The sequence below is a fragment of the Nocardiopsis lucentensis DSM 44048 genome (assembly GCF_000341125.1).
Taxonomy (GTDB): domain Bacteria; phylum Actinomycetota; class Actinomycetes; order Streptosporangiales; family Streptosporangiaceae; genus Nocardiopsis; species Nocardiopsis lucentensis.
Map to the genome: position 1 here is coordinate 1 of NZ_ANBC01000909.1, position 18,883 is coordinate 18,883.

The 18,883-nt window shown below is 68.3% G+C and carries 42 protein-coding genes and 1 pseudogene; 1 reads left to right on the plus strand and 42 read right to left on the minus strand.

Annotated features, from left to right (window positions below; translation table 11 throughout):
- Positions 1-72: 72 nt before the first annotated feature.
- From D471_RS0131055 to D471_RS37235, 30 genes and pseudogenes are all read right to left on the minus strand, one after another.
- On the minus strand, positions 73-999 hold the full coding sequence (locus D471_RS0131055; RefSeq protein WP_017602214.1) for a hypothetical protein: 927 nt from the start codon (positions 997-999) through the stop codon (positions 73-75).
- The gene (locus tag D471_RS40575) at positions 996-1,283 is read right to left on the minus strand and encodes a hypothetical protein (RefSeq protein WP_017602215.1); all 288 of its coding nucleotides are present in this window, start codon (positions 1,281-1,283) and stop codon (positions 996-998) included. Before D471_RS40575 ends, D471_RS0131055 begins: the two co-directional genes overlap by 4 nt.
- On the minus strand, positions 1,198-2,088 hold the full coding sequence (locus D471_RS0131065) for a hypothetical protein (RefSeq protein ID WP_017602216.1): 891 nt from the start codon (positions 2,086-2,088) through the stop codon (positions 1,198-1,200). Before D471_RS0131065 ends, D471_RS40575 begins: the two co-directional genes overlap by 86 nt.
- A complete protein-coding gene (locus tag D471_RS39860; RefSeq protein WP_152486516.1) occupies positions 2,085-2,723 on the minus strand; it encodes a hypothetical protein in 639 nt (212 codons plus the stop codon). Before D471_RS39860 ends, D471_RS0131065 begins: the two co-directional genes overlap by 4 nt.
- The gene (locus D471_RS0131075; RefSeq protein ID WP_017602217.1) at positions 2,720-3,121 is read right to left on the minus strand and encodes a LuxR C-terminal-related transcriptional regulator; all 402 of its coding nucleotides are present in this window, start codon (positions 3,119-3,121) and stop codon (positions 2,720-2,722) included. Before D471_RS0131075 ends, D471_RS39860 begins: the two co-directional genes overlap by 4 nt.
- A complete protein-coding gene (locus tag D471_RS38010; RefSeq protein ID WP_161630135.1) occupies positions 3,121-3,723 on the minus strand; it encodes a type I-E CRISPR-associated protein Cas6/Cse3/CasE in 603 nt (200 codons plus the stop codon). Before D471_RS38010 ends, D471_RS0131075 begins: the two co-directional genes overlap by 1 nt.
- A 128-nt stretch (positions 3,724-3,851) precedes the next feature.
- On the minus strand, positions 3,852-4,034 hold the full coding sequence (locus D471_RS0131085; protein ID WP_017602219.1) for a hypothetical protein: 183 nt from the start codon (positions 4,032-4,034) through the stop codon (positions 3,852-3,854).
- Positions 4,031-4,249 (minus strand): hypothetical protein, encoded by a 219-nt coding sequence (locus tag D471_RS0131090; RefSeq protein WP_152486517.1) that lies wholly within the window; start codon positions 4,247-4,249, stop codon positions 4,031-4,033. The genes D471_RS0131085 and D471_RS0131090 overlap by 4 nt, the downstream gene beginning before the upstream one ends.
- Positions 4,250-4,251: 2 nt before the next feature.
- Positions 4,252-4,779, minus strand: a complete 528-nt coding sequence (locus D471_RS0131095) for a hypothetical protein (protein WP_152486518.1) — start codon at positions 4,777-4,779, stop codon at positions 4,252-4,254.
- On the minus strand, positions 4,772-5,026 hold the full coding sequence (locus tag D471_RS0131100) for a hypothetical protein (RefSeq protein ID WP_152486519.1): 255 nt from the start codon (positions 5,024-5,026) through the stop codon (positions 4,772-4,774). Before D471_RS0131100 ends, D471_RS0131095 begins: the two co-directional genes overlap by 8 nt.
- Positions 5,023-5,481, minus strand: a complete 459-nt coding sequence (locus D471_RS41465) for a hypothetical protein (RefSeq protein ID WP_206538991.1) — start codon at positions 5,479-5,481, stop codon at positions 5,023-5,025. The genes D471_RS0131100 and D471_RS41465 overlap by 4 nt, the downstream gene beginning before the upstream one ends.
- Entirely contained in the window at positions 5,478-5,699 is a 222-nt protein-coding gene (locus D471_RS0131110) for a hypothetical protein (protein WP_017602223.1), read from the minus strand. Before D471_RS0131110 ends, D471_RS41465 begins: the two co-directional genes overlap by 4 nt.
- 1 nt (position 5,700) lies before the next feature.
- Positions 5,701-6,174 (minus strand): single-stranded DNA-binding protein, encoded by a 474-nt coding sequence (locus D471_RS37225; protein ID WP_017602224.1) that lies wholly within the window; start codon positions 6,172-6,174, stop codon positions 5,701-5,703.
- Positions 6,174-6,482 (minus strand): hypothetical protein, encoded by a 309-nt coding sequence (locus D471_RS0131120; RefSeq protein WP_017602225.1) that lies wholly within the window; start codon positions 6,480-6,482, stop codon positions 6,174-6,176. The genes D471_RS37225 and D471_RS0131120 overlap by 1 nt, the downstream gene beginning before the upstream one ends.
- A gap of 136 nt (positions 6,483-6,618) precedes the next feature.
- Positions 6,619-6,975 carry a hypothetical protein gene (locus tag D471_RS40580; protein WP_017602226.1) on the minus strand — a complete coding sequence of 119 codons (357 nt, stop codon included), beginning with the start codon at positions 6,973-6,975 and terminating at the stop codon, positions 6,619-6,621.
- 162 nt (positions 6,976-7,137) lie between these two features.
- A complete protein-coding gene (locus D471_RS37230) occupies positions 7,138-7,941 on the minus strand; it encodes a hypothetical protein (RefSeq protein WP_017602227.1) in 804 nt (267 codons plus the stop codon).
- A complete protein-coding gene (locus tag D471_RS0131135; protein ID WP_017602228.1) occupies positions 7,938-8,120 on the minus strand; it encodes a hypothetical protein in 183 nt (60 codons plus the stop codon). The genes D471_RS37230 and D471_RS0131135 overlap by 4 nt, the downstream gene beginning before the upstream one ends.
- A complete protein-coding gene (locus tag D471_RS42230) occupies positions 8,117-8,464 on the minus strand; it encodes a hypothetical protein (protein ID WP_241479758.1) in 348 nt (115 codons plus the stop codon). The genes D471_RS0131135 and D471_RS42230 overlap by 4 nt, the downstream gene beginning before the upstream one ends.
- A 21-nt stretch (positions 8,465-8,485) precedes the next feature.
- A pseudogene (locus D471_RS42710) lies at positions 8,486-8,680 on the minus strand (WhiB family transcriptional regulator); the annotation flags it as partial.
- Positions 8,677-9,006 carry a hypothetical protein gene (locus D471_RS0131145; protein ID WP_017602230.1) on the minus strand — a complete coding sequence of 110 codons (330 nt, stop codon included), beginning with the start codon at positions 9,004-9,006 and terminating at the stop codon, positions 8,677-8,679. The pseudogene D471_RS42710 and the gene D471_RS0131145, both read right to left, overlap by 4 nt.
- Complete coding sequence (locus tag D471_RS0131150; RefSeq protein WP_017602231.1) at positions 9,003-9,710, minus strand: ATP-binding protein; 708 nt, start codon at positions 9,708-9,710, stop codon at positions 9,003-9,005. Before D471_RS0131150 ends, D471_RS0131145 begins: the two co-directional genes overlap by 4 nt.
- Positions 9,710-10,714, minus strand: coding sequence for a hypothetical protein (locus tag D471_RS0131155; RefSeq protein WP_017602232.1), 1,005 nt, complete (start codon positions 10,712-10,714; stop codon positions 9,710-9,712). Before D471_RS0131155 ends, D471_RS0131150 begins: the two co-directional genes overlap by 1 nt.
- A gap of 58 nt (positions 10,715-10,772) precedes the next feature.
- Positions 10,773-11,018, minus strand: coding sequence for a hypothetical protein (locus D471_RS0131160; RefSeq protein ID WP_017602233.1), 246 nt, complete (start codon positions 11,016-11,018; stop codon positions 10,773-10,775).
- 65 nt (positions 11,019-11,083) lie between these two features.
- Positions 11,084-11,302, minus strand: a complete 219-nt coding sequence (locus tag D471_RS0131165; RefSeq protein WP_017602234.1) for a hypothetical protein — start codon at positions 11,300-11,302, stop codon at positions 11,084-11,086.
- A 101-nt stretch (positions 11,303-11,403) separates the two neighbouring features.
- On the minus strand, positions 11,404-11,673 hold the full coding sequence (locus D471_RS0131170) for a hypothetical protein (protein ID WP_017602235.1): 270 nt from the start codon (positions 11,671-11,673) through the stop codon (positions 11,404-11,406).
- A 68-nt stretch (positions 11,674-11,741) separates the two neighbouring features.
- Positions 11,742-12,143, minus strand: coding sequence for a hypothetical protein (locus tag D471_RS0131175; protein ID WP_017602236.1), 402 nt, complete (start codon positions 12,141-12,143; stop codon positions 11,742-11,744).
- Positions 12,140-12,565 carry a hypothetical protein gene (locus D471_RS0131180; RefSeq protein ID WP_017602237.1) on the minus strand — a complete coding sequence of 142 codons (426 nt, stop codon included), beginning with the start codon at positions 12,563-12,565 and terminating at the stop codon, positions 12,140-12,142. Before D471_RS0131180 ends, D471_RS0131175 begins: the two co-directional genes overlap by 4 nt.
- The gene (locus tag D471_RS39240) at positions 12,565-12,777 is read right to left on the minus strand and encodes a hypothetical protein (protein ID WP_017602238.1); all 213 of its coding nucleotides are present in this window, start codon (positions 12,775-12,777) and stop codon (positions 12,565-12,567) included. Before D471_RS39240 ends, D471_RS0131180 begins: the two co-directional genes overlap by 1 nt.
- Entirely contained in the window at positions 12,774-12,977 is a 204-nt protein-coding gene (locus D471_RS0131190) for a hypothetical protein (protein WP_017602239.1), read from the minus strand. Before D471_RS0131190 ends, D471_RS39240 begins: the two co-directional genes overlap by 4 nt.
- A 72-nt stretch (positions 12,978-13,049) precedes the next feature.
- Positions 13,050-13,748: a hypothetical protein gene (locus tag D471_RS37235; protein WP_017602240.1), complete on the minus strand. Its 699-nt coding sequence runs from the start codon at positions 13,746-13,748 to the stop codon at positions 13,050-13,052.
- Positions 13,749-13,862: 114 nt separating this feature from the next.
- Here D471_RS37235 and D471_RS0131200 point away from each other — a divergent pair, with 114 nt between their 5' ends.
- Positions 13,863-14,090, plus strand: coding sequence for a hypothetical protein (locus D471_RS0131200; RefSeq protein WP_017602241.1), 228 nt, complete (start codon positions 13,863-13,865; stop codon positions 14,088-14,090).
- A 52-nt stretch (positions 14,091-14,142) separates the two neighbouring features.
- Here the strand turns inward: D471_RS0131200 and D471_RS0131205 are convergent, their stop codons facing one another.
- The 12 genes from D471_RS0131205 to D471_RS0131260 all read right to left on the minus strand — a co-directional run bounded on the left by D471_RS0131205 (position 14,143) and on the right by D471_RS0131260 (position 18,761).
- Complete coding sequence (locus tag D471_RS0131205) at positions 14,143-14,364, minus strand: hypothetical protein (RefSeq protein ID WP_017602242.1); 222 nt, start codon at positions 14,362-14,364, stop codon at positions 14,143-14,145.
- On the minus strand, positions 14,361-14,675 hold the full coding sequence (locus D471_RS0131210) for a hypothetical protein (protein ID WP_017602243.1): 315 nt from the start codon (positions 14,673-14,675) through the stop codon (positions 14,361-14,363). Before D471_RS0131210 ends, D471_RS0131205 begins: the two co-directional genes overlap by 4 nt.
- The gene (locus tag D471_RS0131215) at positions 14,672-14,869 is read right to left on the minus strand and encodes a hypothetical protein (RefSeq protein ID WP_017602244.1); all 198 of its coding nucleotides are present in this window, start codon (positions 14,867-14,869) and stop codon (positions 14,672-14,674) included. The genes D471_RS0131210 and D471_RS0131215 overlap by 4 nt, the downstream gene beginning before the upstream one ends.
- A 74-nt stretch (positions 14,870-14,943) precedes the next feature.
- Positions 14,944-15,753, minus strand: a complete 810-nt coding sequence (locus tag D471_RS0131220) for a hypothetical protein (protein ID WP_152486520.1) — start codon at positions 15,751-15,753, stop codon at positions 14,944-14,946.
- A complete protein-coding gene (locus tag D471_RS0131225) occupies positions 15,753-16,067 on the minus strand; it encodes a WhiB family transcriptional regulator (protein ID WP_017602246.1) in 315 nt (104 codons plus the stop codon). Before D471_RS0131225 ends, D471_RS0131220 begins: the two co-directional genes overlap by 1 nt.
- Positions 16,064-16,459, minus strand: a complete 396-nt coding sequence (locus D471_RS0131230) for a putative PDDEXK endonuclease (protein ID WP_017602247.1) — start codon at positions 16,457-16,459, stop codon at positions 16,064-16,066. The genes D471_RS0131225 and D471_RS0131230 overlap by 4 nt, the downstream gene beginning before the upstream one ends.
- Positions 16,456-16,956: an HNH endonuclease gene (locus D471_RS39870; RefSeq protein WP_152486521.1), complete on the minus strand. Its 501-nt coding sequence runs from the start codon at positions 16,954-16,956 to the stop codon at positions 16,456-16,458. Before D471_RS39870 ends, D471_RS0131230 begins: the two co-directional genes overlap by 4 nt.
- Before the next feature lie 61 nt (positions 16,957-17,017).
- The gene (locus D471_RS0131235; protein ID WP_017602248.1) at positions 17,018-17,290 is read right to left on the minus strand and encodes a hypothetical protein; all 273 of its coding nucleotides are present in this window, start codon (positions 17,288-17,290) and stop codon (positions 17,018-17,020) included.
- Positions 17,287-17,673 carry a hypothetical protein gene (locus D471_RS0131240; RefSeq protein WP_017602249.1) on the minus strand — a complete coding sequence of 129 codons (387 nt, stop codon included), beginning with the start codon at positions 17,671-17,673 and terminating at the stop codon, positions 17,287-17,289. Before D471_RS0131240 ends, D471_RS0131235 begins: the two co-directional genes overlap by 4 nt.
- Positions 17,670-18,011 (minus strand): hypothetical protein, encoded by a 342-nt coding sequence (locus D471_RS0131245; RefSeq protein ID WP_017602250.1) that lies wholly within the window; start codon positions 18,009-18,011, stop codon positions 17,670-17,672. The genes D471_RS0131240 and D471_RS0131245 overlap by 4 nt, the downstream gene beginning before the upstream one ends.
- Positions 18,011-18,325 carry a hypothetical protein gene (locus D471_RS0131250; RefSeq protein WP_017602251.1) on the minus strand — a complete coding sequence of 105 codons (315 nt, stop codon included), beginning with the start codon at positions 18,323-18,325 and terminating at the stop codon, positions 18,011-18,013. The genes D471_RS0131245 and D471_RS0131250 overlap by 1 nt, the downstream gene beginning before the upstream one ends.
- Positions 18,326-18,410: 85 nt before the next feature.
- Complete coding sequence (locus tag D471_RS0131260) at positions 18,411-18,761, minus strand: hypothetical protein (protein WP_017602253.1); 351 nt, start codon at positions 18,759-18,761, stop codon at positions 18,411-18,413.
- Positions 18,762-18,883: the final 122 nt, after the last annotated feature.

The window sequence follows — 18,883 nt, forward strand, 5'->3', positions numbered from 1 at the left end:
GCGCGGTGATCTTCACGGACTGGTGCCGCGGGTCGGCGGTGGTGTCGCCGGGCGGTGCGGTGATCGTGTCCATCAGCGGGTGACCTCGTCCAGGAGTTCGAGGACCTCAGTCCGGTTGTCGACCAGGTGGGCCTCGTAGGCGTCGCGGCGCACCGAGATGGTGGTCTCTACTTCGGTAGGGGTGTCGACGGCGCATTGCCCGTACCCGGTGGAGCGTTTCCCGCCGAGGTTGAGGAGGCGGCGGCGGTCGGTCTTGGGGGCGGCTTCGTCGAGGGCGGTGTAGAACGCGGCGACGTGCCCTTCAGTGGGGGTGGCTAGGTGCAGGCCGGTGTAGAGGGTCGCGCCGGGTTTGATGACCTGCATGTCGTAGATCATCTGGACGGTGTCGATGGTGCTGTCGAGGGTGTCTTCGGCCAATGCGATGAACCGGTCGGCGGCGGTGGTGACGGTGTCGTGGCGGGTGCCGAACGTCTCGGTGCGCAGCGCCCCGTTGGGCAGGGCCGCGTGCGGGTGGTCGGCCAGTCGGGCGGGCAGCCGGTTCGCGTTCTCGGCGCAGACGAGTTCGACGTCGTCGACCCAGAGGGTTCCGGCGGTGATGTCGGATTTCGCGGAGTAGCCGAGGAGTCCGAGGCCGGGCAGGAGCTGGTGGACGCGCCGATTGAGGTCGAGGTCGGCTTGGGATCCGGTGGTGGACAGTGCGCCACCGGACCAGAGGAGGTCGACGGTGCGCTTGGCGAGCGACCGGTCGGGCACGTCGAGGGTGCGCACCAGGTGCCAGGCCAGTGCCGCCCGTAGAGTGTGCCGCAGCGAGTTGCCGGAGACGTAGGGGACGGCGGCACGGCGCCCGTCGGGGGCGATCACATCGCGGGTCCGCAGCAGCTGGGTGTTGCCGGAGGTGCCGGCGCCGTGCGAGATGGCGGACAGCGCAGTCAGCGTGAGGGGAAGGTGGACGTCGTCGCGGGCGGCGAGGCTGGTGAATTCGGGGGCGGTGGTGGTCATGTGGCGGCCTTCTTCCTGGTGTTGCGCTCGACCCTGGTCAGGGCGGTCAGGTACACGGCGTCGGACTGGCAGAGTTCCCGCCAGGCGGCAAAGGTGTTGGGGTCGGCGAGTTCGGTGGTGAGTTTGGCGATCTCCTCGGCGGTGCGCGCGGAGAAGCTCGTGGTGATCTGGAGTTTGCGGGCGGCGGTGGAGACGACCTCAGAAAAGACGGTCCCCGAGGACGCCCCCGTCTCCAGCGCGGTCTTCGCCCGGTCCCACCAGTGGGCCCGTCCGATCGCCTCCACGTCCGCGCTGTCCAGCAGCGCCGACTGGAAGCGGATCGCCAGGCCGATCAGGTCCGGGTGCGGGGTAGCGGGTGCGGTACTCATCCAGGTGCTCCTTGTTGGGCAGGAAGACGGCCAGGTGCAGCAGCGGCGATGAGCGCCACGGCTCCAGTTGGCGGGCATGGTGGCGCCAGGCCGCGATGTCCGCGGCGGTCTTGAGCGCCGTGAAGGACGGGGCCAGGTGCTCGATAGCGTCCGCGGAGTGCCCTGCGGCGCGCAGGGCGACGACATGGGCGAACACTTGCTGGAAGTCCTGCGGGGTGGCGTCGATATCCAGGGCGTCCATGCGCACGCGCCACCGCCCGGCCCCGCGGTTGATGCGGGCGTAGGGCAGGGTGTGCTTCTGCCCGGACTCGGCGATACACACGGCCCACTCCCCTGGTGGCGGGTCGGCGAGTGTGTCCACCACGGCGCGCATGTCCGCCCTACTGGTGAAGTGCAGGTGGTCGGCAGCGAACACGGCCTTCGGGTTGCTGGCGGGCAGCGTCTTGTCTTCGCGGGCGAGGAGGGTCCACATGCGGATCTGGTCCATGCCCTTGCCGGTGCAGCACCAGGCGCACGCTTCGCACACCCGGTCCGACGTGGCGCGCAGGTGCTTGGGGTCGGTGAAGGACTTGCCTTCGAGCCACTTCTTGGCGGGGGCGGTCCGCTCGCACTGGCGGGCGCACATCGCGCACACGCCGGGGGTGTCGGTCACGGCGAGGGTGGGCCGGTGGGGTTGTCCGGCCAGGTGCCAGATCATGACCGGCGCGGTCGCGTACCTCATAGAGTCACCGTGATTTCCATGTGGAGAGTGACTTCTTCGCCCCCCTTGCCCAGGCACTGCTTGCACAGGCCAAACCCGGGTGCTTCCTCCAGTGATCGGATAGGACGCGAAGACCGGTGACTGATCTGGCAATAGGGTTCCATGATGATTTCCTGGCTCGGGCCTCGCCGTGAAATCACGCGGATCCCGCGCCCGGTGGCTACGTGAGCTACCCCTCTATCGACGTTTGCGCTGACCCAGAGTCGAGGACGGATCTTCACCGGCAGGTACCCGGGGTCGCGTTCACAGGCGTGGTCCCATGCCGACTTGTCGTAATAGAACCCGCGTGCCCACCCGGTTCTCCTGAACGAGTACCGGTCCAGACGCCAGGTGGGGTTGGGGAGTTCGAGATCGGGTGCATGCTCGGCGCACTTAGGGCCGTCTGCGTAACGATCCGTGGGCAGGCGCCCGCACAGCACGGGGGTCTTGGCCCGGAAGACATGCCCGTACTCGTCCGCCGTCACCACGAAGCGATCGACCTGGTACCCGAGAATGATGTTGCACCCGGCTGAGGAGCGTTTGGTGAGCGGGTCTGCCTGGCCCACAGGGATGCGGTGCCGGTCGTAGAACCATCTGTCGGTTTTCGGGTAGCTCATGCGGTGGCCTTCTTCCGCTCGGGGCCGTCCTGCACGCTGAGGTAGCCGAGACGGAACGCGGTCGCGATGATGTGGGCGCGCCCCGAGCAGCCCCACCGTTTGGAGAGGTTGCGCCAGCAGTCGCGGACGGTGTGCACGGACACGTGGAGCTGGTCGGCGATCTCGGTGTTCTCCAGCCCCTGGGAGGCGAGTCCGATGACGTCGAGTTCGCGGTCGGTCGCGTGGGGGTGGGTGTCGAGCCACACGTGGGCGTCGGCGACGCGGGCGCGCAGGGCGCGTTCGGCGTCTTCGACTGCTCGGCGGAGCTGTTCGGGTAGGCGCAGGTGGCAGGGGCCGCACCAGTGTTCGGTGGCGGCGACGGGCCGGGAGCATCCGGGGCAGCGCTTCGCGGTGCCCATCAGCGTGCTCCGACGGTGAGGAGTCCGCAGCCGAAGGCTTTGCCGGGGCCGATCCCGGCGGCGATCAGGTGGGCGAGCAGGGTCTGGTCGCGGGTGGTGGCGGTGCCTGTGGTGGCGTAGCGGGTGTGGGTGATGGTGCGGCCGGTACGCGGATGGTGTCCGGCTAGGGCGGGGAGGCGTTCGCAGGCGGTGACGGTGGTGTCGGCTAGGGCGGGGGCGAGTTTGCGGACGGCCCAGGCTGGGACGTCGGGGGCGCGCAGGGGGGTGCGGGTGCCTCGGGTTCCTTGGTGTGTGGGGGTGTTGTGGATGGGGTTAGCGATCAGCGCCCATTCCACACGGGCATCGTCGTCGGGGATGGGTCGGGTGGTGGTGGATAGGTGGGCCCCTGTAGGTAGGGCTGTCTCGTCCAGGTGTGGGGCGCGGACCACGAGGGTGCGGGGCGCTGGGCAGGCCCACAGGGTACGGATGCCGTCTGGGGTGGCGGCCTCCACGAGGCGGTGGAGGTAGTGGGCGTCGTGGTGTAGGCGGGGGAGGCGGATGGTGTGCAGTGTGTCCACGAGGGGGGCGCACCGGGTGGCGTGCCCTGTTTCTGTGGGGCTCATACCAGCAATGATAGATGCTGGGAATGGTGTCCATTCCTTTTGGCTATGCTGGTGTCCGTCAGACACCTTCTGGGATCGTGGGTGGGCTGGGACAAGCGGGGCGTCGGCGGGCGCCCCGCTTTCGTGTGTCAGCGGTTGGTGTGGGGCGAGTGCCCGCATTCGTCGCAGATGGCGTACTCGCCGATGCGGCGCGGTCCAGAGGACGCGAGCGCGTAGATGGGGGTCCGGTTGACGGTGTCCTTGGCGCAGCGGGGACACCACTCGGGTTCGGGCTCGCCGAAGTGCACGGTGGCGAACTCGCGGGCGGTCACTTGTCGGCTCCCTCGGGGCCGTGCCAGTGGGTCATGGCTTCGGCGAGCTGTTGCCACATGTGCTCGGCAGGGCACCCGTCCTCGTCGGTGTCGCCGGGGCCGATCGCCATGTCTAGCCATGCGTCGTCCACGTCTGCCCGGGTCAGGGTGTGGCCCGCGTAGTCGAGCTCGCGGATGCGGCCGTTGTAGAGGGATTCGATCTGGTCGGCGGTCATGCTCACTTCGTGCTCCTGTCGGTTTTGAGCTCGGTGTCGGCGGCCGGGCAGCGGGCGCGGACACGGGCGTAGGCCAGCGCCTCGTCGCGATCGTCGAACGCCTCGGGCGGATCGATGCGGGTGAGGCTGATGAACGTCGGGTCGGGCCACACCTCCCACTGCCTCCGGTGGCGGGCGTAGGCGACCCGGTAGGGGCCGACGAGGAAGTGGGTGGCGGCGTCGAGGTCGGTTTGGAGTTTGGCGACGGTTCCCATGGCGGCGTCAGCGAGCCGTTTCGCGTCGTCTCGCAGGCACGCCACGTCCCCGGTGAGCGAGTGGCCGATGTCGGGTTTGTGGAGGTCGACGAGCACCGTGTGGAGGGCGTCGGTGAGTCGGGCGTGGAGGGTGCTCCTCCTCGACACGTCCTCGGTTCCTCCTCGGTTAGGAGGATGGGGTGGGTTTCGAGGAGGATCGGCGGCGTTGCAGCCGGGGCAGGTGTCCATGCCGTGGGTGTAGCCGCTTGGTTCGGTGGTGCAGGTGTGGTCAGCCATCGGTGTCTCCGATCGCTTCGCGGATCCGTCGGGCGGCGTAGTGGTCGGTGGGGTCGATGGAGCTACGCAGTTCGCGCTCGACCTCACAGATGCGCGCGATGGCGTTGACCGCGTCCACGACCTGCCCGGCGAGCTCTGGCGTGTCCATCAGCCCTACGAAATGGTCGTCTTTGCTGGGGCCGGTGGTGTGCTTGCGGACGTACAGAGTGCGGCCCAAGCTGCGGCCTGTACGCCATGGGGCGTTCATCGGGCTTCCTCCTCGCATCCGCACGTGTCCGTGTGTAGGTCGCCGTGCTTGCCGTTCGACCCCAGGGGACGGTGGCGTTCGCATTCGTTGATCAGCCGCCCGAGTCGCGCGATGTGCTCCAGGGCACGGTTCTGGTCCGGGTGCAGGCCGATCGCGCTCTGTGCGAAGCACAGGGTCTCGTGGAGCATCTTCGGCGAGTCGGGCACGACCAGAGCAGCCCTGTCGATGGTGGCCGGGTCGGGGTCGGTCCATTCGATGCGGGTAGCGCCGCCGTATCCGTGGATGGTTTCGGCGTCTTCGATGCGGTCCCAGTTGACGGTGGAGGGCCGGGCGGAGCGCCATCGGACGGTGGCGGTGCCGTCGGGCCATTGGATGCCGTCAGCGACGTGTCCGGTGCCGGTGACTCCGGTGGGGTCGGTGGTACGGATGAGTCGGAATCGGCGCGGGTTGGTCATCGTGGTTCCTTCCGGTTCTTGCAAGTGGGGCACAGGTCGGGTTTGCCGCGTGCCCGGTTCTTGGCGCTGGTGGGGAGCTGCCAGCCGTCGCGGCGCGCCAGCAGGCGTAGGTCGCGTTCGACGCGGCAGGTGAGCCGGGGAAGGAAGTACGCCGAGCATTGGTCGCACATGGCGGCCCACACCTTCCCCAGCTCGTCACGGCCGGACTGGACAGCCATCTCAGAACGGAGGCTCAGAGGTGCCGTTTCCGCCCTGCCCGCCCCACGGGTCGTTGGCGGGGGCCTGACCGAACCCGCCCGGCTGTGCGGGCTGGTAGCCACCCGACGGGGCACCCGGGGCTGAGAACCCGCCGCCTTGTCGGGGCGGGGTGATCTTCGGGCCGATCGCGTCCAGCTTCATCTCGATCACGGACCGCTTCTGCCCGTCTTGCTCCCACGAGCGGGTGCGCAGCCGCCCGGTCACGATGACCTCCTGGCCGACGGACAGGTTGGCGTCGGCGATGGCCTGAGCCTGGCCGCCGAACGCGGTGGTGGTGATGAAGAGTTCGTCGGTCTTCTCCCACTGGCCGTTCTCGTTCTTGCGGTTGGCGTTCGCGGCCAGCCGGAGCCGGACCATGGGCTTGCCGTCGTCGAGGAACTTGACCTCGGGGTCGGAAGCGAGCCGGTAGATGTGCGTGATGCTGGGCAGGGCCATCAGTTCTCCTTGTCAACCTGTTGTGCGAGCTGCTCCCACAGCCGCCGGTTCTCTGCCCTCAGCCTGCGGTTGTCCTCCTGGAGTCGCTTGTCAGACTGCGAAGTGGCTATGGGCGGGGCATCGTCGATGTGGTCGGGGCACAAGGCCACGTTGCCCACCGCTCGCCATCCCTGCTCATGCAGGAGATCTCGGAGGACGTCGCTGAGTTTGGGCTCGACGATGGGAATGAACCCGGTCGTGCCGGGGTCGTTGAACACCTTGTGGCAGGAGTCGCAGAGGATCCCGTAGATGATGAACGGATGGAACATCACGCCTCCTTCGGGTGGTGGGTTCGAACGTGCTCGGCGCCGCGTGGCACCTGTGTGGTACAGGACCACTGCCATCGCGCGAGCCGGGCGAGGCTGCGGTGGGTGGATGGGCGGACGGTCCATGTGGGGGCGTCCATCACGCCTCCCCGAGCAGGGCGCGGGCAATGTTGAGGGCGTGTTCGTAGTCGGTGGGCAGCGGCCCGTGCGGGTCAAGGTCAACGCCGTCCCAGGAGTCGAGCCAGTCGGCGACCGCCAGCGCGACGCCGGGGTGCCACAAGGCGATGTGGGCGGCGTCGTGTGGGGCGGTGGTGTGATCCTCGCCGCATATCGCGACGGTGGCGCCCACGTTTGTGGTTGCCACCCACCAGGTGGCTTCGTCGTTGTCGGATTTGGGGGCTTCGCGGCGGCGTTCCCAGGGGGCTTCGGCGTGGGTGGCGTTCGCGGTATCGCGGGCAAGGGTGGCTGCGCGGTGTAGGAGGTCGGTGTCGGCCATGTCCTCTCCTGGGGCTGTGGTGCGCGCTGAGCGCTCCAGATTGTTGAGTGTGGTCCGTGGTGCCGACAAACCCTGTTCGGCTGTCAGCGTTGATTTGGTGGCCGTTTAGGCGTGTGCGATGCTGGGGACGCGCCCCGCCAGGTACCAGCTGGCGGGGCGTCGTCATGCAGACTCGCGATCCCTGGCGCGACGTCCCCACGCCGCAGCCGCAGCCACGATCACGTGCGATCGTTCACCGTGGGAATAGCGGGCAGTGCGAGACCTACGCAGCTCGTCCTCGTCCATCCCTGCGACACGGCGATCGATCTCCGCTTTCAGCTCCGCCTCCGGCAGGTCGATCAAGTCGTCATCCCAACCCACGGGCGGCGGATGCCCCAACTGCTCCGCCCGCGCGAGCGCCCTAGTGATCCCTGCCTGCTCGAAACGGCTGGACGCGGTCGGCGGTTGGTTCCACAGTTCCTCGTACAGGACCCGGATCTTCTCGGCCGTGTCTGCGGTCACCTGGGGGCGCCTGAGCGACCAGGACAGGTTCTGCACCGTCGTCCCGAGCCGGGCCGCGAGTCGGGTGCGTGTCCACCCGATCGCGCCGAGCGCGTCGATACGGCGCCGTGACCCGTCCGAGCACACCAGGCGCGGCGCGGCCGTGACCGCGAGGAGCGCTGCCGCTCGTGCGGGGTCCATGCGGCGGGTGGGCGGTGTCCCGCGGTGGGGGCGGCCGTTCAGGAGTGCGGTGACGTGTTGGCGGGTGGTGCCCGCCGCGGCGGCGATGGTCCGGGTGCCCATCCCGGCCGCGATGAGGGCGCGCACGTGCTCACGGACAGGCTCGGCGTCCACCAGGTCGGTGGTGGGGCGGCCGTAGAGGGCTTGACGGTTGCGGTGGTTCTCGTAGGTGCGGTTCGCGGCTTTGCAGGGGGCGCAGCCGCATCCGGTGACGTAGCGGGCACGGGTCCCATGGGGGGCGCTCATTCAGTGTCCTCCTCGGTTGCGGGGTCGACCAGCACCCCACCCAGCGCGTCCGCCAACTCGGGGGTGAGCACCAGGGCGACCGGACGACCGTCGTTGCCCATGCAGCACACGGTGGTCGTGCCGTCCGCGTCGCGGATCACGTCCCGGCACCAGCGGTCGATCAGAGGTTCGGGGGTCACTGCTGCCACCCCGTTCCGGCCATGTCGACAACTCCCAACGCGCCAGCGAACTCCACGAGCAGAGCGGACTGATGCTCCACAGACAGGCCCCGCAGGATCTGACCCACCGCGTCCCGGTCGCCCTCAGCAACAGCGAACCGCAACACCGGGCCCGCACACCGAACGGTCTCCTCCACCACCCGCGACTCCCCCAAAGAGCGCACCGCGTGCTGGTCCTGCATCAGGTGGCGGGCAGCGGACTTGCGCGCGGGGTCTGCAGACGCGGCCGTGTGGCCCTCCCACAGATCCCGGTAGGCGGCAGCCACACGGGGCTTGGTCAACCGGTCGCGGGCACGACCTCGCACAGCACCAATGTGGGCTCGCTGGCCCGGGGTGGTCCCACCCGCGATCCGCCCGGGAGCCCCAGTGGGGTCCGACAACGCCTCTTCCAAACACGGCCCTGCCACAGGGCAGTGAGAGCACACCGCCAAAGCACGGGTCTGCTTCTTACGGTCATCCGAGGTGCGGAACAGGGCGGGGTCAAGGTTTCGGCACCCGGCTTGGGCCTTCCAGTCGTTCACGCCGCCTCCTCGCGGGCCGACGCCCTACCGCGGGCGAGGGCTTCGTCGTAGATCTCCACCAGCGCCTTGCGGCGCGGGCTGGTGTTCGGCTGCTGGTTCCACATCGCCGGGGGGATGAACCCGGTCCACTGGTCGGGCCGCTCGAACCCCAACGGCTCCTCACACAGGCGTTCGGCCAGGTCGAGGTGGGCCAGGACGGCGCGGCGCCGGTCGGCGTTCGTGGTGACGTCGATCTCCACCCCGTGGCGCATGGCACGGACCGCGAGCTCACGCATCAGCTTCACGTCCGCGGGGATGCCGGGCTCGCCCCGGCGTCGGGGGCTCACGCCGCACGCCCGGCAAGACGACGGTCCGTGCCCTTGAGCACAACCACCCGGCACAGTTCCGTCAGGCGGGACGCCACCCGCTCGCCGATCTTCTCCCCCAACTGCTTTGGGGGCACATTCGACGTGAAGATCGTCGGCATCGACCGGTCGTACCGGTAGTTCACCAACCGGGTGGTGACCTCTTCCACCCACTCCGATTCCTTGGCCGCCCCCAGGTCGTCAACGAACAGCAGCGGCGCCTGCGCGTAGGACTCGAACACCGTCTCGGAATCCACGCCGGGCCGGGGGCGCATCTTCGCGTAGATGTCCGCGATCGGAGCGGCGGCCGCGGCTGTGTTCACCCCGATGACCGACAGGCGACGCAGCGCCCCGTACCCCTGGTGAGTCTTTCCCGTTCCAGTGGGGCCGAGCAGAAGCAGCGACGGCCCGGGGCCGCCCTTGGCCCCCCCCGACACTCGGGCGCGTTCGGCGTTCGTGACGACCTCATCGACCCAGGCGATCACCTTCGGGTCGGTGGCGTCGGCGTGCTTGTACCTGAGGGGGATGAGCTGGTCCGTGGCCGTGAGGATCGCCGCGGTCTCCTTGACGGCGTGGAAGGCGTCGCCGCCCTGGTCCTCGTGTGCCCGCCAGTCAGTGATCAGCGGGGTGATGTGCGGGAACGCGTTGCGGTGGGACGCGATGGTCTGGAGTTCGTCTTCGTTCATCACAGGAGCCCTTCGTCGTAGACGGACTGGTCGGTCGGGTTGCGGTACGGCTGATAGCCGCCGGAGGCAGCTGCCTGCTGCGGCACGTCGGGTTCGTCCAGGTATGCATCCGCGTTCAGCCAGGAGGTGGGGTGCTTCGTGTACCTGGCTGGCTGGCCTTCGCGTTCGGCGGCGTAGCGTTCGGCACCGGCGAGGAGTTGCTCGGGGGTGGCGCCGCGCTTGATGGCGGCGATGTAGGCCGCTCGCGCCTTCCGTGGGTCCTTCTTGCGGGGAAAGGTGGCGTAGAACTTCTCGAACTTGGCGTCGAGTTCGGGGTCACTCACTTGCGCGGAGCGCGAAGTAGTTTCCCCTGTTCCCCTGTTCCCCTGTTCCCCTGTTCCAGGGCCGGAAGTTTGCGGAGCTTCCGCCGCACCGTGGCGGACATTGTCGGAAGTTCCGCTACTGCCAAGGTCAGGGGAGGTGTTGTGGTCTCCGAAGAGCGGAATGACTCCCGAGGCGCCCGAATCATGGGCCTCCTCATCCTCGAGAGTCGAACGAGGGTCCGGCACATCTTCCGACGGCGCCGAAACACCTTCCGTCACGGTGGGTCGGAACATGTCGGAAGTTCCGCTACTCCGCTGGTCAGAGGGCAGAAAGTCCCACTTCTCGCCCTCTTCGGGGGCAGGGTGCTTCGACTGGGCGGTGCGCTCGTTGCGCTGGTGCTTACGCCACGACGGGATGGCGTAGTAGGGGCGTCCGCCAACCTTGTAGAAGACGACGTCATACTGTTCCCGCACCTGCGCGAGGGTCTGCTTGAAACCGGCCATGGTGGCCACTTCCGGCGCGGTGTCGTCCTCGTCGTAGGGGAACGCGAACGCCTGCAACTCCTTGAGCTGGCAGGTGCCGCGACCGGCGTCGTCGGCCCAGTTCCACATGGCGATGAACAGCAGCCGGGACCACGGACTGATGTTCTCGATGCCGGGACTGCTCCAGTACTCCGGCTTGATGGTGCGGATGCGTGGCATTCAATGCCCCCGTGTGTTCGGAATCGGTCTGGACGGTGGGGGTGAGTCGGGAGGGAGGTCAGGTGGTGGCACGGATGGTGCGGGCCTGCGGGACGGTGACGCCCATGACATGGGCTACGGCCAGTTCGAGAACCTCGTCGGCATCACGGTGGACGGGGTGGTTCCCCTGGTACGCGTTGAACGCTCGGTGCGCCCACGCGGCGGATGCGCTGGGACTGTCGCGGGAGCAGGTGCGGCGGTTGCAGGCGGCGTGGGGGAAGGCGTTCGCCGCGGGCCTGGTGTCGGACGCGGACTTGAACTCCACGTAGCCGACGCCTGACCTCCCCCACCCTCCTGAGCCGGCCCTTGTGGTCGGCTCTTCGTCGTGCCTCACAGGGCGGCCTTGGGTGCGGTCTCGTGTCGGGTGGCGGTGATGCGGTTGTCGTCCAGGCCGATCCCGAACACGTCCCGCAGGGTGTGGAGCATGTCGGGTTCGTGGTCGGCGCAGCAGTGCATGCGCAGGCGTCCCATGGGGAGCCCCCAGACGTCGGAGCCGGTGATGGTGAGGGCGGTGGGCTGGTTGCAGGTGTCGCGTCCGCAGGTGTCCATGGCGTGCTCTCCTTGTGTTCGTTGTGGCTGCTTCTGGTGCCCGTCCCGCGCCTGCTGCGGGTCCCCGGCTGCCCTGCGGGTCCGGTCGGGCTGGAGGTGGGTTAGTCGAGGGCGACGTAGTAGAGGCGCTCCCACTCCTTCATGCCGAGACGGTCCTGCACGGCCTCGTGGCCGCCGGTCATCTGCTTGGCGTGGTCGCAAGCCGCCTTGGAGTCCAGGGCGGTCAGCGCGGGGTGGTCTACGTATCGGGCGGGGTAGTGCTCGCGGGCGTAGTGGGGGTCGTCCCAGTAGGTCTTCCAGATGTGCTGGAGGGCGCGTGACTGGTCGCGTTCGCTCATCTGGTCCCACGTGGGGAGGTTCTCGGCGTTCACGGGCTTCTCCTTGCTGTGGTTGTGTGGGTGTGCGGGCCCCGGGTGCTTCCTTCACTCGGGGCCCGTCGTCATGTGGTGGCGGGTGTCAGGTCGCGGATCCGCTCGAGCCCGCCACGGACCGGCACCCGGTACCCCCACCCGTTCGGGGTGAGCCGCCCGTTCTGCCACTCCCAGGGCACGAAGCGCGCCACGCTGTAGGGGTTGTCGGCGCGGGTGGCGATGCCGTACACCCGCAGCTCGACGCAGTCCTCGATCTCGTCGACGGTGAGCTGCCACCCCAAACCGGCCTCGTGGGCGGCCTCGAGCAGAGTCCGGGCCGCAGCGGGCAGCGGCAGGTCGGGCATCTGGCCGGCGGGGTGGAGGGTGTGCCCGGTGCGGGCGAGCGCCCGGGTGTCGTCGGTGGTGAGGTGTCCGGCCCAGTGGCGGACGTGGTCGGGGTGCCCGGCGCGGGTCAGGGTGTGGACGCTCATCGGGCGGCCTCCACCGCGGCGTCGCGGACGGCTTCGGCGAGGGCGTTGATCTCGCGGCGCACGTAGCCCAGGTCGCGGTAGGTGTCCTCGCACATGACCTGCGCGAGTTCGCCCATCCGCTCGTAACTGGCGGGCACGAGGTCGCCGATGTGGTCGCACGAGAACCCGATCCACCAGCGGCCGTCGGGCTGTCCGGCTCCCGAGGTGATGTCCTCGTCGCCGTCGGCGGCGTAGTTGACGCCCTTGTGCACGTCGATGCGGGGCAGGTCGTGGAAGGCGAGGCCGTGCCAGGGGTGGCCGGTCGGGACGGCGACGTAGCCGCACCAGGCGCCGAGCGGGCCGCGGACGGCGAGGCACAGCAGTCCGGTGTGCTTGTCGGTCCACTGGTCGCGGTCGAGTCCGGTGGTCCAGGGGTGGTTCATTAGGCGGCCTTTCGGAGTGTGGCGGCGTTCAGGCGTCGCATGGCGTGCGTGTAGGTGGAGCTGGAGCCGCGGTAGGAGTGGACGAGGTCGCGGCTGTGGTCGGGCTGGCCGTCCCACAGGCGGGCGGTGGCGGCCATGTGCTGGTCGAGGCGCTTCGCTTCGAGGGCGCGTATCGCGGCGGCCAGACGTTGGTGGTGCAGCGGCTTCGTCATTCCAGTTCTCCGTCGACCCAGGTGCCGCCTTCGTCGTCCCAGGTGATGATGGGCGCGGGTGGGAAGTGTCCGCTGCGCTGGAACCTGTGGTGCCCGGCGTGGCCTTCGGGCAGCTGGCAGTCGATTTCGAGGAGGCCGTATCCGGGCCAGTGGGGGTCGCTGGTGATGGACATGCAGTAGTTGGTGCTGTTCAAGGTCATCGGTGCTCCTGTGGTTTGCTGGTGGTGTGGGACGCCCCCACTTGGGCTGTGGGCGTCCCACCTTGCGTAGGGCTACGTCTGGGTCTCAGCGAATGCCTGAGAGAGCACATCGATGGGGTAGAGGTTGACCGTGCCGAAGGTGGCGTCCTGCCGCTTGATGGGCTCTTCGCCGCGCTCCTTCATCAGGCGCGTGGCCTTGGCCCCGACCTTTGCCAGGTATTGCCGGTCTGTTCGGTGACCGTGCAGCTTGGCGTAGCCCAGGGCCACGAACCAGTCGTGCTTGCCTTCGATGGCTTCGAGGCGCGCCTCCGTGGCGCCCTGTCGCCCTTCCACGGCAGTGAGCCGCTTCTCGTGGGCGATGGCGATGTCGACCTGGTCGCGGAGGAGTTCGAGCGGTGACTTGCTCTTCGCGGCTTCGGCTTCCTGTGTGGTGATGGCAAAGTAGGCCTGTGCGGCAGCGACCTCCGGCTTGTTCGGGTCACCGTTCATCGCGGTGAGATAGGCGGCGGTGCGGGTCAGCTTGAAGTCCTTGGGTGCAGGACCTGTCTGACCTGCAACTTTCTGGGATCGCAGGAAGTTGTGGTCGACGTCCATGCCCTGGTTGCGGGCGGTGGCCTTGGCGCGCTCGATGGCGGTAGCGAGGTTCCCCCAGCGGGCATAGCCCATGAGGACCTGGAGCGTGCGAGCTGACCAGCGTTCGATGCCGTCAGAGTCGAGCTCCTTGATTGCGTCGAACGGGCTGACCCCTGTGATGTCGATCTGGTTGGTCATTCATCCCCCGGTGGTTGTATGTCAACTTTGTTCCGCCTAGAGTTGACGCTACTCCCACTGCATGGGAGTGTCAACTTAGTTCCGCATCAAGTTCGCAAGGAAGGTCGTGACAACATGGCACTCATGGCACGAGACGAGATCCCTGAACTCCGGCAGCTACGAGACGAGTACGATGCCGCCCGCGACAAGCTCATGGAGGCCATCGGGAAGCACATCGATGCAGGTGAGAAGAACGCGCGCATCGCGCGGTCCGTGGACTGGTCGCGGGAGTACATCGCCAAGCTCAGGAACGCCAGGGTGCACGGCGAGGCCCCCAAAGCGCCCCGAGGCGAAGGCCGATAGCCCTCGCCGCCCCCTGCCCGCACCTTGACCGGTGCGGGCTTTTCGGTGTGCCTCACCACCCCGGCTCCACGTCCACGCGCGCGACGAGTGCCGCAGGCCAGTCCCCAGGGTCGAAGTACCTCGCGAGCACGGCCAACGTCCGATCACGCTGGTCCTCGCGGATCCTGCGCTCCTCCGCGCGCTTGGCGTCCACGGCTGCCTTGTCCGCGGTCGTCGGGTCGAACGGGTAAGCCTGGTCGGCGGCGTCGGGTTCCGGTGTGTGGAGGACCATCACGCCGCCCTCCCCGTGCCCTGCCACACGTGGATCACGTGGCGGTGGGTGCGCGGGTCGGTGGACGACACCCAATCCACACCTCGGATGAGGCCACGCCGTGCGGCGTACCCGAATCGGGCGCCGACCGCTCCAGGCCGGATCCCTTCGGGGAGCTGTGCGCGGATGGTGTTCGCGGAGAACGGCTCCCCCGTCGCCGCGTGGTGGGCGATGAGCTGGTCGAGGCGGGTGATCGCGTCGGGGTCGGATGCTTCGGTGGCGCGCTGCATGCCTTCTTGGGCGAGCGCTTCGCCGATCGTGAGCTGAGTGGTCATCGGTCGTCCTCCTTGGTGACCGTCACGGCTGTGCGGGACACCCACCCGGCCACGAAGACCAGACAGGTCCCGGCGAAGCCCAGGACGTGCGTGCTCAGGCCAGTGATGGCTTCGTGGTCAGCGGCGCCCATGAGGATCCCGGCGGCGACTGCGAGTGCGAGGCACGCGAGTGTGCGAGTGGGGTTGATGGCCATGTCCCCTCCTTCGGGGTTGGGGCCCGCCGTGGCCGGGCTCGCATGTCCGGCAGCCACGGCGGGCAGAACAGGGGTCAGGCGGCCTTGCCCTTACGGCGGCCCGTGCGGCGCAACTCCAAATACCGGTCAGCGCCAGCGACGATCTCCGGCGACCGGTCACCCTCCAACCGGGCCCGGTAGCAGCGGTGCAACTCGGCGGAGTCCATGTCGGCGGCGCGTCGGGCCACCTCGGCGGCGAGTTCGTCTTCCGGAAGGTCGATGAGGTCGTCGTCCCAGGCGAGCGGAGGCAGGTAGCCCTTCTCCCGAGCGAGAGTCCGCACGGCTTTCGAATGCCTGGTCAGCGGCGCGGTCGCGTTCCAGTGCGCGTCGTAGACGTCCCGGAGCGCGACAGCGTGACGGGCGAGAATCCGCTCTGAAGAACCGTTCAACAGGCGGGTAATCGAACTCCGCGCCATCTGAGCCTGCTGCGCCTGCCACGCCACCGAGTAGCCGAGCGTTTGAAGGGCCTGAGACCGTCGTCGCGACCCAGCGGCGTCGATCTGCTTCAACGTCGGAACCAGCTCCAACGGGACCGCGAGGATCCGCCGCGAGGCCAGTCCACCGATGCGCTTCAGCGGGGGCTGGTTCTCGGACGGTCGGCCGTAGAGCAGGGTGTCGATGTGCGCCACGCCCGTGACCTTCGCGAGGCCGTCCCAGGACCAGCCGAGTTCCATGAGTCGGATGACGTGGTGTCGCACTGGTTCGGCGTCGACGAGGTCGGTGGTGGGAAGTCCGAGGCGCCTGCGGCGGTAGTACTCGCGGTCATACTCGGTGCCTGCTTGTCGGCAGTCGGGGCAGTTGCAGCCGCGTTTGCGTGTGGCGATGAATCCGTGGGTGAGTGCCATCAGGCTGCCCTCCACAGGGTGTTGTTGCGGAGCCTGCGACGGCGTTCGGCGGCGCGTTCTTCTTGGTCGAGTCCGGACCACGTGCCGTACTTCTCGGGCCGCATCAGGGCGTGGTCGAGGCAAGCCCGCGCGACGGGGCAGTCGAAGCAGAGTTCGCGGGCGCGCTCCAGAGCGGCTTCCTTGTCGTCGGTCGCCTCGGGGAAGAACGTGGCGATGGGTTCGCCCACACAGCGTGCGTCCTTCTGCCAGTCGAGGGCGCCCGGGGCTTGGGTGGCGCGGCGTGCGGCCAACCAGGGGCGGGGGTTCGTGGTCACTGGTCGCTCCCTTCGGATCGCTCTCCAGTCAGCAGTGCCACCAGGTCGGCGACGGTGAGCATCACGACCTGCTGGCCGGGGTCACCAACGCCGCGACGCTTGGCGACGACGAGTCCGGCGAGGGCGTCGTCGTTGCCGCGCTCGATCTCCGCCTCGGCCAGCCAGGTGCCGGGGCTCCAGCGGGTGACGTCCTTGCACTCCACGACCAGGCGTTCGCCCATGTGGCGGAGTCCGGCGATGTCACCGCGGTCCTTCGCGCCGGTCTTGACGCGGCGGTCGATGCGGTCGTCGACGTGGGTGGCGAGGTAGTCAGCGATGGCGCGTTCGAAGCGGGCGCCGGCGGCTTTGGCGGATCGTCGGTTGCGTCGGGGTTTCGTGGTCTGGGTGGTCATGTGTGCTCCTTGGGGGTGGTGGGGGTTCCAGCCAACGGGCCCATAACCTTCTGTCGAGCTTTGTCAAGCTCCTCTTGGGCCTCTTCGAAAGTCCGGTAGCACCCGACGTAGTAGTACTTAAATTTGAACTGGAAGTCTGCCTGCCAGCAGTTCCTCGACTTGCGCCAACGAGGTTTCGGTCTTCTGGCTTCTCGGTTCAGGTTGCTCTCTGTCGGGTTGACGAATCGGAGATTGGCTCGCCTGTTGTCTAAGGTGTTTCTGTTGATGTGATCGACGATCAGGCCATCCCCTGGTGAGCAGGCCATGACGAGCCGATGAAGGCGTATCTCGTGGCGGCGAGATGCAACCTGGATGAAGCGACGCACATAGCCCTCGCGGTCGATCTCCCACATCCACTTTGAGACAGCCGGATAGATATCGGAATCAACAATCGTTGACGAATTAACAGAGCCCGTTGTGTCGAATATGGGCAAGACCACGGTGTTTCTGGCGTCCATTTGAGGTCCTTGTGGGTAAAGGGCCCGCCCCGCCCCCGCAGGGCGGGCCCGGGTGGGTGGTCTACAGGCGCTGCTGGCACAGGCGCGCGACCTCGTGCGCGACTGCGGGGGCGCCGTACCGCTTCATCTGCTCGCGGAGGGTCCGGGTCAGGTCGGTGTCGCGCGGGGCGGGCTCGGTGAGCGCGGCGTCCCGGTCGGCTTCCAGTACTCGCGCGTCGTGGCGGAGGCGGGTCACCTCGTCGAGCAGCGCCCGCACGTCGGACTGGTCACGGCCCATGAACGCTGCGGAGTCCGCCCGCGCCCGGATCGCATCGAGGTCCAGGTGCTCACTCATCGGTCGCCCTCCTTCGCCTTGCGCTCCCCGGCCTCACGAAGCCCCTGAGCGTCGACACCGTCCGCGCACAGCCACTCGAAAGCCATCTCCACGGCGTCGCCCTGCACGAACGTGTCCTGCATGTCCCTGACGACCTCGACGACGTGGTCCGGGGCGTGCTCCATCAGCGCCCGGACCAGGTGCGCGATCGCGAACGACACCCCGGATGCGTTGAACGCCTCAGCGGCGGCCTTGTAGTCGAACCTCTTGGTGAGGTGGTGGGCGGCGATGCCGTGCTGGTACGCGCATTCAGCGGCGAACCAGGAAGCGACCTGTGCGGGGGTGGATTTGGTGATGTCGTTGGGCATCGGCACTGCGGTGTCGGGCGGGTACTGGTCACTCATGAGCGGTCTCCTTCAGGGGGTTGGGCGCGGCGCCGCTGCTCACGCTGCGAATCCGTTGGCTTGATCCACTCGTGGTAGCCCTGCAACGCCGCGTACCTCGTGCCGTGGCTCTCCTCGGGGGCGTCGCACAAGAAGCACCCGTTGATCGGCGGAACAGCCAGGCGAGGCTGGGTGGCGGACACCGTCGGCTTCGTGGACGACTCCTTCACCGGAGGCTCACGAAGCGGCTCCACAGGGGCCGGGGCCGTGGCGGGGACAGTGGTCGTGCCGTGGCGAGCGATCACCGCCGCACGGCGCTTGCGCTCAGCGGCGGACGGCCTCAGGTCACGCAGCCTCATCACGCACCTCCTAGTAGGTCGTCGAGAAAGCCCTGCACATCCACCGGGGCCACCTCCTCCTCCGCGCCCGCAGCGAACGCGGTCAGGTGCGCGATCGCCTCGTGGGCGTAGCTGATGGCGTCCTCAGACAGGTCCTCGTGCCGACCTGCCGTGTAGCGGCCGTGCTCGAGGCGGGCTTGGGTGACTGCTTGGTGGGCTTGCTGGATGTGCCAGCCGGTGGTGCCCGGCGCGGGTGCGGGTGTGGGTGTCGGGGTGGGGCCCGCCGGCCCGCCCTGGGGGCGGGACCGGCGGAACCATCCGGCGAGACGCTTCATGACCGGCCCCGGCCGGTGTAGGCGACCGCGAGCACACCCAGCGCGGCCAACAGGGCGGCACCCTCAACAGCGGCGATCAGCACCATCACGCACCCCCCGTGGAAGACACGAACGCCATCTCCGCCCGCTGAGCAGAGAAGATGCTCCGACCCACATCCACACGGGTGTGCAGCGCCTTGATGTGCGCCTGCTGCATCTTCACCGCCGAATCGGCCAGCGACCAGGTACGCCACAGCCCATCGGCTGCCAGCCACGCCTGCTGCTTGCGGTCCTCCACGCTGCCGGTGGCCTCCCGGTACGCCCGGGCGAACTTCGACTTGAAGTCCGCTTCGGCGTGCACCCGGATCTCGTCCAACTCGCGGAGCTTGTTCACCGCAGGGGCCAGCTCACGGGACAACTCCGACAAGGACACGTAGGTCTGTGCCAACTCCGACATCAGAACGGCCCTCGCGCGTACTCGTCGGAGAGCAGGTCACCGAACGGACTACTCGACTCGCCCCCGAATGGCCCCTCGGGCTCCGGGTTGAACTCGGGGAGCGGCACGTCCTGCGCCTTGGG

Bases quoted from the DNA above. Each gene is read 5' to 3' on its own strand.
- D471_RS39860 (WP_152486516.1), bottom strand. From the start codon at position 2,723: ATGAGCTACCCGAAAACCGACAGATGGTTCTACGACCGGCACCGCATC.
- D471_RS0131240 (WP_017602249.1), bottom strand. From the start codon at position 17,673: ATGAGTGACCAGTACCCGCCCGACACCGCAGTGCCGATGCCCAACGAC.
- D471_RS0131190 (WP_017602239.1), bottom strand. From the start codon at position 12,977: ATGACCTTGAACAGCACCAACTACTGCATGTCCATCACCAGCGACCCC.
- D471_RS0131180 (WP_017602237.1), bottom strand. From the start codon at position 12,565: ATGAACCACCCCTGGACCACCGGACTCGACCGCGACCAGTGGACCGAC.
- D471_RS0131065 (WP_017602216.1), bottom strand. From the start codon at position 2,088: ATGAGGTACGCGACCGCGCCGGTCATGATCTGGCACCTGGCCGGACAA.
- D471_RS0131095 (WP_152486518.1), bottom strand. From the start codon at position 4,779: ATGGCTGACCACACCTGCACCACCGAACCAAGCGGCTACACCCACGGC.
- D471_RS0131165 (WP_017602234.1), bottom strand. From the start codon at position 11,302: ATGGACACCTGCGGACGCGACACCTGCAACCAGCCCACCGCCCTCACC.
- D471_RS0131230 (WP_017602247.1), bottom strand. From the start codon at position 16,459: ATGACCACCCAGACCACGAAACCCCGACGCAACCGACGATCCGCCAAA.
- D471_RS37230 (WP_017602227.1), bottom strand. From the start codon at position 7,941: ATGAGCGCCCCCCATGGGACCCGTGCCCGCTACGTCACCGGATGCGGC.
- D471_RS0131260 (WP_017602253.1), bottom strand. From the start codon at position 18,761: ATGTCGGAGTTGGCACAGACCTACGTGTCCTTGTCGGAGTTGTCCCGT.
- D471_RS0131250 (WP_017602251.1), bottom strand. From the start codon at position 18,325: ATGAAGCGTCTCGCCGGATGGTTCCGCCGGTCCCGCCCCCAGGGCGGG.
- D471_RS0131215 (WP_017602244.1), bottom strand. From the start codon at position 14,869: ATGGCCATCAACCCCACTCGCACACTCGCGTGCCTCGCACTCGCAGTC.
- D471_RS0131110 (WP_017602223.1), bottom strand. From the start codon at position 5,699: ATGGCTGTCCAGTCCGGCCGTGACGAGCTGGGGAAGGTGTGGGCCGCC.
- D471_RS39240 (WP_017602238.1), bottom strand. From the start codon at position 12,777: ATGACGAAGCCGCTGCACCACCAACGTCTGGCCGCCGCGATACGCGCC.
- D471_RS0131120 (WP_017602225.1), bottom strand. From the start codon at position 6,482: ATGTTCCATCCGTTCATCATCTACGGGATCCTCTGCGACTCCTGCCAC.
- D471_RS0131100 (WP_152486519.1), bottom strand. From the start codon at position 5,026: ATGAACGCCCCATGGCGTACAGGCCGCAGCTTGGGCCGCACTCTGTAC.
- D471_RS39870 (WP_152486521.1), bottom strand. From the start codon at position 16,956: ATGGACGCCAGAAACACCGTGGTCTTGCCCATATTCGACACAACGGGC.
- D471_RS37225 (WP_017602224.1), bottom strand. From the start codon at position 6,174: ATGGCCCTGCCCAGCATCACGCACATCTACCGGCTCGCTTCCGACCCC.
- D471_RS41465 (WP_206538991.1), bottom strand. From the start codon at position 5,481: ATGACCAACCCGCGCCGATTCCGACTCATCCGTACCACCGACCCCACC.
- D471_RS0131220 (WP_152486520.1), bottom strand. From the start codon at position 15,753: ATGGCACTCACCCACGGATTCATCGCCACACGCAAACGCGGCTGCAAC.
- D471_RS38010 (WP_161630135.1), bottom strand. From the start codon at position 3,723: ATGAGCCCCACAGAAACAGGGCACGCCACCCGGTGCGCCCCCCTCGTG.
- D471_RS0131235 (WP_017602248.1), bottom strand. From the start codon at position 17,290: ATGAGTGAGCACCTGGACCTCGATGCGATCCGGGCGCGGGCGGACTCC.
- D471_RS40580 (WP_017602226.1), bottom strand. From the start codon at position 6,975: ATGGCCGACACCGACCTCCTACACCGCGCAGCCACCCTTGCCCGCGAT.
- D471_RS0131200 (WP_017602241.1), top strand. From the start codon at position 13,863: ATGGCACTCATGGCACGAGACGAGATCCCTGAACTCCGGCAGCTACGA.
- D471_RS0131245 (WP_017602250.1), bottom strand. From the start codon at position 18,011: ATGAGGCTGCGTGACCTGAGGCCGTCCGCCGCTGAGCGCAAGCGCCGT.
- D471_RS0131090 (WP_152486517.1), bottom strand. From the start codon at position 4,249: ATGACCGCCGACCAGATCGAATCCCTCTACAACGGCCGCATCCGCGAG.
- D471_RS0131150 (WP_017602231.1), bottom strand. From the start codon at position 9,710: ATGAACGAAGACGAACTCCAGACCATCGCGTCCCACCGCAACGCGTTC.
- D471_RS0131075 (WP_017602217.1), bottom strand. From the start codon at position 3,121: ATGGGCACCGCGAAGCGCTGCCCCGGATGCTCCCGGCCCGTCGCCGCC.
- D471_RS0131055 (WP_017602214.1), bottom strand. From the start codon at position 999: ATGACCACCACCGCCCCCGAATTCACCAGCCTCGCCGCCCGCGACGAC.
- D471_RS0131155 (WP_017602232.1), bottom strand. From the start codon at position 10,714: ATGCCACGCATCCGCACCATCAAGCCGGAGTACTGGAGCAGTCCCGGC.
- D471_RS0131175 (WP_017602236.1), bottom strand. From the start codon at position 12,143: ATGAGCGTCCACACCCTGACCCGCGCCGGGCACCCCGACCACGTCCGC.
- D471_RS0131210 (WP_017602243.1), bottom strand. From the start codon at position 14,675: ATGACCACTCAGCTCACGATCGGCGAAGCGCTCGCCCAAGAAGGCATG.
- D471_RS37235 (WP_017602240.1), bottom strand. From the start codon at position 13,748: ATGACCAACCAGATCGACATCACAGGGGTCAGCCCGTTCGACGCAATC.